The organism is Ursidibacter sp. B-7004-1, assembly GCF_053654055.1.
The window spans coordinates 1-8,022 of the sequence record NZ_JBSIUP010000049.1; the positions used below are offsets into that span (position 1 = coordinate 1).

4 protein-coding genes and 1 pseudogene are annotated in these 8,022 nt (G+C 39.4%); 3 read left to right on the plus strand and 2 right to left on the minus strand.

Annotated features, from left to right (window positions below; genetic code table 11):
- From ACWIW0_RS10880 to priA, 3 genes and pseudogenes are all read left to right on the plus strand, one after another.
- Positions 1-1,019: pseudogene (locus ACWIW0_RS10880) on the plus strand (hypothetical protein); the annotation flags it as partial.
- Between the two features lie 57 nt (positions 1,020-1,076).
- Positions 1,077-2,708 carry a ShlB/FhaC/HecB family hemolysin secretion/activation protein gene (locus tag ACWIW0_RS10885; protein WP_454453326.1) on the plus strand — a complete coding sequence of 544 codons (1,632 nt, stop codon included), beginning with the start codon at positions 1,077-1,079 and terminating at the stop codon, positions 2,706-2,708.
- 122 nt (positions 2,709-2,830) lie between these two features.
- The gene (priA, locus tag ACWIW0_RS10890; RefSeq protein WP_454453327.1) at positions 2,831-5,041 is read left to right on the plus strand and encodes a primosomal protein N'; all 2,211 of its coding nucleotides are present in this window, start codon (positions 2,831-2,833) and stop codon (positions 5,039-5,041) included.
- Positions 5,042-5,051: 10 nt separating this feature from the next.
- On the opposite strand, the gene ACWIW0_RS10895 is transcribed toward priA, so the two are convergent.
- Both ACWIW0_RS10895 and ACWIW0_RS10900 read right to left on the minus strand, forming a co-directional pair.
- Entirely contained in the window at positions 5,052-5,873 is an 822-nt protein-coding gene (locus tag ACWIW0_RS10895) for an SDR family NAD(P)-dependent oxidoreductase (RefSeq protein WP_454453328.1), read from the minus strand.
- Between the two features lie 276 nt (positions 5,874-6,149).
- Positions 6,150-7,892: a protein-disulfide reductase DsbD gene (locus ACWIW0_RS10900; protein ID WP_454453329.1), complete on the minus strand. Its 1,743-nt coding sequence runs from the start codon at positions 7,890-7,892 to the stop codon at positions 6,150-6,152.
- Positions 7,893-8,022: the final 130 nt, after the last annotated feature.

Below are 8,022 nucleotides of genomic sequence, written 5' to 3' on the forward strand. Positions count from 1 at the left end.
TTGACGTGAACGCGACCAACAACTTCACGAACACCGAAAACGGTAATCTGAAAGCTAAAGAAAATGTCACCGTAGATGCTAAAAACATCGACAACGACGGCAACATCACTTCAGAAAACGGCACAGTTAAACTGAACGCGACAGAGAACCTCACCAACGACGGCAACGTAACAGGTGACAAAGGTGTAGACCTGAAAGGCAAAGACATTACCAACAACGGTACAGTAACTAGCCCGAACGGTACGATTGACGTGAACGCGACCAACAACTTCACCAACACCGAAAACGGTAATCTGAAAGCTAAAGAAAATGTCACCGTAGATGCTAAAAACATCGACAACGACGGCAACATCACTTCAGAAAACGGCACAGTTAAACTGAACGCGACAGAGAACCTCACCAACGACGGCAACGTAACAGGTGATAAAGGTGTAGACCTGAAAGGCAAAGACATTACCAACAACGGTACAGTAACTAGCCCGAACGGTCCGATTGACGTGAACGCAACGAACAGTTTCACGAATACTGAAACAGGTAACTTGATAGCTAAAGAAAATGTGACTGTTACTGCACCAATTGTTAATAACAATGGTAATGCTGCATCAAAAGATGGCTATATCTGTATCAATGGTAACTGTGTTAAGCCTGCCCAAGATAAGGGAGAAAAAGCACCAATGTTACCACCGTCACAACCGTCGATTCCAGAAATGAAGGAAATGAAGGATGAGGCTGTTAGACTAGATATGAGTTCATTAATTGGTAAAGATACTTTACTTGAACAGCTAGATGATTCACTGAAAGCCACAACTGAAGGTGTAAGAGAAGATATTGGTAGACTAGAAGAGACCAAATTGGAATTAGATGGTTTAGCAAGCATCATCTCAGACACAGCGGTATGTTCAGTAGAATTACCTGCAGGAGTGTCAAGAGCAAATCAAGAAATTGTACGCTCTTGTGAAGGCATCAATAGTAAATCTTCTCGTCAATACAAACGTTTTGAAGAAGAGAATAAGCAGTAATGTTTGATAGTGCGAGGGGGCATAGTTCCCCCTTGCATTAGCGAAAAAGGAAACACAATGAAAAAGAAACAGTTTAAATTAAACCAGTTGATGGTGTTGTTAGGTGTGTCGTTAGCAGGTGTTGCATCAGCGGAAACGTTGATAGATGTAAAAAGTTTCCAACTTGTTGGAGATATTGCAACCTTAAGTGAGCCAAATCAACTTGCGATTGCGGAAGTATTGCACCCCTATCAAGGTAAAAACCAAAGTTTAACAAACTTAAAGAAAGCACAAGGTGAATTAGAAGCGGTATTAAATCGCTTAAATTTAGGTCGTTATACAGTGGTGTTACCAGAGCAAGAAATTATCGATGGTAACGTCTATTTACAATTAGTATTAGGCGGACGTGGTAATGAGGTGTTCTATAAAGGTGGAAAAGGTTACGAAAAAGAGAATATCGAACGTAGCTTACCGTCTTTAAAAGCAGGCAAAACTTACGAAGATGGTCGTCAGTGGTTTGATAAACGTGAGTTAAATATGGCGTTAGAAAACCCACTAAAATTAACTCGTGTTCACTACGATCTTGATCCGGCAAATAATGCGTCAGCATTAACCGTATCAGGTTATGCTCCATTTGGTAAAACGCGTAGCTATATAGCAGTAGATAACTACGGTAGTAAAGAGTTTGATTATGCTCGTTTAACTTTAGGTCATATCAATGCAAACTTAACAGGCAGAGATGATGTGTTAAGCGTAAGTGGCTTAACTAACTTCCACGAGCCTAAAAAATCTTATGCGTTAGGCGTAAATTATAACTTACCACTTTATGAACAACACCAAAGCGTAGGTGGTTATGTTGGTTTTAGTAATTTAGATTCAACAGAAGATGCTGATGGTTTACCAGAAGGATTATCTCGCAGAATTGCTAAAGGTAAAAGTGTAACAGCTGGCTTTAAATGGAGCTATTACTTACCAGAATTTGGTTTAGGTGTGAAAGATCAGTTTAAAGTGAATGCAGGTTATCAATATCGTCATTTCCAACAAAAAGTTGGGATTGATGCAGCAAGTAACCAGCTCCAAGTGAGTAATCATTCTAAATATAGTTTAGCAGGTGGTTATATTGGCTTATCTGGTGAAATCCAACCTACAGCAAGTGGTAAATTTAGTTTTGATGTTGCACAACACTATTACTCAAAAAATTTCCCAGGTTCAAGCCGAGTGGAGAAAGTTGCAGAGTTTGAAGAAAAAGCGAAAAGCTATACTTTAACTCGTTATAGTGTGGGTTATAGCCAAGACTTCGCACAGGGTTGGAATATTGATACACAATTAAGAGGTCAATATACAAAGAGCAACTTAGCAAGCATAGACCAAGATTCAGTAACTGGCGTATATAATGTGCGTGGTTACCGTTATACTGGTTTAAGCGGAGATAAAACATTCGTTTGGAAAACAGAGTTAAGCACACCGAGATATACAAATGCGAATATCAGTGGTTATGCTTTCTATGATTGGGGTAAAGTTAGCTACAATAATAAATTGTCACAAAGCGAAGTACTATCAAGTGCTGGTTTAGGTGTAAAAGCGAGAATGGGCTTAGACTTTGATGTATTTGTAGCAAGACGTTTACATAACCACGAGTTAGATCAACGTCATAACGGCAAACGTAGCGACAGAACCTCTGTTTGGGTAAAAGCTTCTTATTTATTCTAATGGATAGATAGTGTGTAAATAATGATAGGCGAGCGTAATGCTTGCCTATTTTTTTATTACTTATCGATTGTTATACTTTGTCTTTTATTTTTGAATGATAATGTCACTAAAAAGAGACTATTATGAAATTAATTCGCGTTGCTTTGCCTGTACCGTTGGCTCGTTATTTTGATTATCTTTTGCCTGAAGACTGTTTGGTGGTTAAAGGGGCGAGAGTTGTTGTGCCATTTGGAAATCAGCGTAAATTAGGCATAGTGGTTGATTTTCCAAAAGATAGTGATGTTCCTACTAATAAACTCAAGCCGATTATTGAAGTATTAGATACTCAATCATTGTTTGATAATGAAATCTGGTCGTTATTAACTTGGGCAGCTAATTACTATCACGCTCCATTGGGTGAGGTTTTACAAAGTGCATTGCCGATTAAATTACGTCAAGGGGATAGTACGGAGCGTACCAGCTGTGATTATTTTTCGGTAACGGAAAAAGGGCATAATGCTTTAGTAAATAGGGAACTTAGTCGAGCAAAGAAACAACAAGTTTTATTAACGGAGTTGGTACAGTTTGCAAAAATTTTTGAGAAACCGACCGCTTGTAGCCCAACAGTTTGGAAATCTTTAATAGAGAAAGGGCTACTTGAAAAAGTCGATGTGCCATTTATCGCTCAATCGTGGCAACAAAGGTTAGCGGATAAACCTATTTGTAATCAACAAAATCGTTTGGTACTCAATAAACAGCAATCATTGATCGTAAGCCGTTTGCATTTTCATCAAGGATATGGTGCATTTTTGCTCAATGGTGTAACAGGATCAGGCAAAACGGAAGTCTATTTGCAAGTGATTGATGAAGTACTAAAACGGGGCGAGCAGGTGCTGGTATTAGTGCCAGAAATCGGTTTAACTCCGCAGACGATACAACGTTTCCAAGCGAGATTTAATGTTGAAATTGATGTGCTACATTCTAATCTGAACGATAGCCAACGTTTAAATGCTTGGTTACGAGCAAAAAATGGTGAAAGTGCGATTGTGATCGGCACTCGTTCCGCTTTATTTACACAGTTTGATCGACTGGGTCTAATTATTATTGATGAAGAACACGATAGTTCTTTTAAACAGCAAGATGGCTGGCGTTATCACGCTCGAGATCTTGCAATATGGCGAGCAAAGCATAAAGGGATCCCAATTATTTTAGGGACTGCAACGCCAAGTTTAGAAAGTTTGCAAAATGTTAAAAACGGTAAATTTATTGAATTACAACTCAATGCTCGAGCAGGTAATGCACAATTTTCTCGCCAACAGGTTATCGATCTAAAAACACAACGGATCTATGCAGGACTATCAGAGCGTTTACTTGCAATGATGAAAAGTCATCTTGAAAAAGGCAATCAAGTAATGCTTTTTCTCAATCGGCGTGGTTTTGCTCCTGTATTGTTATGCCACGAGTGTGGCTGGATCTGCCAATGCGAAGCGTGTGAGAAACCTTATACTTATCATCAAAAAAGCCGTGTATTGCGTTGTCATCATTGTGCATCGCAGCACATTATTCCCCGTCAATGTGGCCATTGTGGTTCAACGCATTTAATTACTACGGGTATTGGGACAGAACAGCTAGAGCAGACTTTAAGCCAACATTTTCCTCAATTTAATATCACTCGAATTGATGGTGACAGCACTGCTCGTAAAGGCTCGTTAGAGCAGCATCTTGCTGAAATTCAATCAGGTAAAAGCCAAATTTTAATTGGTACACAAATGTTAGCCAAAGGGCATCATTTCCCAAATGTTACCCTTGTGGCGATTGTGAATGTGGACAGCAGCCTATTTTCAACTGATTTTCGTGCGGAAGAACGTTTAGCACAGCTTTATATTCAAGTTGCAGGGCGAGCAGGAAGAGCAGAAAAACAGGGCGAAGTTGTGCTACAAACACATTACCCTGACCACCCATTACTTAAAAGTCTATTAACGGAAGGCTATTTAAGTTTTGCAGAACAAGCATTATCAATGCGAAAACTAATGGGATTACCGCCATTTTCGGCACAGGTACTTTTCCGAGCCACAGGGCGAGATAATGAGAAAGTGGTAAATTTTTTGCAAGAACTGACCGCTTGCATACAACAAATAATCACCCAAAATCAATGGCAAGGCTTTCAGCTATTAGGTCCAATAAACGCTCCAATGGCAAAAAAAGCAGGGCATTTCCGTTGGCAACTGATTATTCAGCACGCAGAAAGGGGATTACTCCAACAGTTATTGAACCAGTTCGATATAGTTAGAGAGCAATTTTTACGCAATGATATTCGCCTAAGCGTAGATATTGATCCGCAGGATTTGGGGTAAGTAAATAAACTTATCCCCCACCTTTTCTACAACAAAAATCATAAAGTGGTGTAGGTAAAATGCGTCTAAGCCACCAGAATAGTTTTGTGGGAAAGGTTACTTGATAGCGAGCTTTCGGTTTTTTAGCTGAAAGTGCTTGATAACAAGCGATAGCACAGGCAGTTGCAGGTAAGGTAAATGGGTTGGCGTTGCCTTTAGTGTTCAGCCTAGCTAATTGTTGCTGATAGGCTTGGCGGTGGAAAGAGTTTTCTATATCAATATATTGATGTAATTTAATCACCGAATTGGGTCTAAATTTACTTTGGATCGGGCCTGGTTCAATAAGGCTAACATAAATGTTGGATCCGTATAGCTCGTGGCGGAGTGTATCTGCCATTCCTTCTAAAGCAAACTTTGTGCTGTTATAAGCACCACGAAAATGCATTCCTGCAAAACCTAAAATACTACTGTTGATTAAAATACGCCCGTAATTTTGTTGGCGGAAAATTTTCATTGCATAGTTTGTCACTTCCCAACAACCAAATACGTTGGTTTCAAAAATTTCACGCAGGGCATCACGAGGAATATCTTCTACTGTACCGGGTTGTCCATACCCAGCATTGCAAAAAACTGCATCTAACCCACCGCTTGTTTGAATATATTCAAAGGCTTGTTGGATTTGCTGAGAGTTTGTTACATCAAGCTGTAAGCATTCAAAGCCTTCAAATTGTAAACGTTGCACATCTTCGGCTTGTCGGCAGCTTGTAATTACTCGCCAGCCTTTTTCTTTTAAATAGTGGGCGGTGGCGTAGCCAATCCCAGATGAACAGCCTGTGATAAGAATAGTTTGCATAGTGTGTCCTAACTAAAAGCAGTATTATGTAGCACTTACATAAAATCAAAAAAATGCTCTCTCCCACTTGTGGGAGAGAGACAGCTCAAAAATGCGTTCAGCAGTTTTGAGCAGAAAGAGGGCAAATAAGCGGAGACTTTTCATCAATTTTTCACAAATAGACTATCCTTTGCCCTCTCCCTGATTTGCCGTTCTGAGCGAACGTCAAATCTTTCCCTCTCCCGTAAACGGGCGAGGGGAATTTTGCAACTGCTACATAATACCGTCAAAAAATGATCATAGCTGATTTAACCAGTGTAAAAAGTCGTTAGCAGACATAAACCCTGTTACTCTTGATTGTGTCAGCTCATTGCCTTGTTCATCAAAAAAGAGAATAGTTGGTAGCCCTAATATATTGAAATGTTTCATCAATTCATCATTAGCAGGTGAATTTTTTGTCATATCAATTTGCAGTACTAACATTTGATTTAATTTCTGTTGAACATCGGTATCAGTAAATGTGTATTTTTCAAATTCTTTACAAGCTACGCACCAATCCGCATAGAGATCCAACATCACTTTTTTGCCTTGATGAGCGTTAATTTGTTGTTTTAACTCACTCAACGAGCTAATTCGGGTAAAGTGGTGTTGTGTTGTTTGTGTGTGTGTCGGTTGTTGCCAAAGAAAATCTACCCAAGGTTTTGCGCTGATAACCAATGCAGCGAGTACGATCAGACGAAGTACTTTTTTCCACCATTTCTGTACGTTAAATTGCTCATTAAGCCAAACACAAAAAGCAATGGCTAATGCAGACCACATCAATGGTTCAAATTCCGTAGGGAATACTCGTGAGAGTAAAAAAACGGGTAAGGCTAACATCACAAAACCAAAAATCGTTTTGACTTTTAATAGCCAATCTCCTGATTTTGGTAGAATTTTATTGCCAAATAGCGTGATAAGTACCAGTGGAATACCCATTCCTAACGCCAGTAAATAGAGAGCTAACCCACCTGTGAGAAGATCACCACTTTGAGCCACATAGAGTAATGCACCAGAAAGTGGGGCTGATGTACAAGGTGAGGCAACTAACCCTGCGATCATTCCCATTACAAACACGCTAGAGTAAGAGCCACCCTGTTGCTGTTGGCTTAATTGATTGAGTTTTTGTTGCCAGCTATGCGGTAGCTCTAAGCTAAATAAGCCGAACATTGAGCAAGCTAATATCACAAATAGGATAGAGAGTGTAATTAGCACTGGCGGGCTTTGTAATGCTACTTGAAACGGTAAACCAATGGCGGCAACGGCTAAACCTAGCAAAGTATAAGTGAGTGCCATTCCTTGTACATAGGTTAAGCTCAAGCTAAAAGCGATCAGGCTATTCGGGCGTTGTTGGCGTCCAATTACAATCGCCGACAATAGTGGCAACATTGGTAACACGCAGGGGGTGAAGGCTAGCCCTAAACCTAAAACGAAGAACCAAAAAATTGAAAAGCGATTTTGAGCTAAATTATCAGCCAATATAGTTTGTTCTGCTTTGGGGTTCTGTTCAGCATAAGCGGTTGGATTGTTGCTATTTTTTGCAACAGTTGAGTTTTTTGCAAAAGATTGTGTTGAACTCACCGCTTGTTCATCTAACGCTAAGATAACGGTTTCAGGTGGGTAGCAAAAACCTTTGGTGCAACCTTGATATTCAACGCTAAGTTTTGCCCCCTGCTCTCGCTGTGAAATCGGCACATTAACTATTAGCTGGTTGCGAAAAATATCCACAAGTCCAAAAAATTCATCATTATATTGTTCACTCTCTGGGTAGTTTATTTCCCCTAATGTCACCTTTTCACCATTTATGATAAGTTGTTTTTTATATAAATAATATCCGTCAGCAATTTGCCATTCTAATTGTACAGAATGATCAGAAAGTTGGTGAGAAAAACGGAAAGCATCAGATCCTGCTAAGAATTTTGGCTTTGAGTTAAACAAATTTGCGTGGGTAGAGAAGCTCATTACGAGCGTCATTACAACTAAAAATAATCGAAGTAGCATAGATAAATCAGTTAATTAGCAACAAATAACATTCTAATAATGAATAGACCGTTTGACAAAGTTTTTGTTACGCAAAAAGCTTGATATTATGTAGCTATTGCACAAAAAACAAGGAAATTTGCGGTATTAT

Coding starts and splice junctions, on each gene's coding strand:
- ACWIW0_RS10885 (WP_454453326.1), top strand. CDS start 1,077: ATGAAAAAGAAACAGTTTAAATTAAACCAGTTGATGGTGTTGTTAGGT.
- priA (WP_454453327.1), top strand. CDS start 2,831: ATGAAATTAATTCGCGTTGCTTTGCCTGTACCGTTGGCTCGTTATTTT.
- ACWIW0_RS10895 (WP_454453328.1), bottom strand. CDS start 5,873: ATGCAAACTATTCTTATCACAGGCTGTTCATCTGGGATTGGCTACGCC.
- ACWIW0_RS10900 (WP_454453329.1), bottom strand. CDS start 7,892: ATGCTACTTCGATTATTTTTAGTTGTAATGACGCTCGTAATGAGCTTC.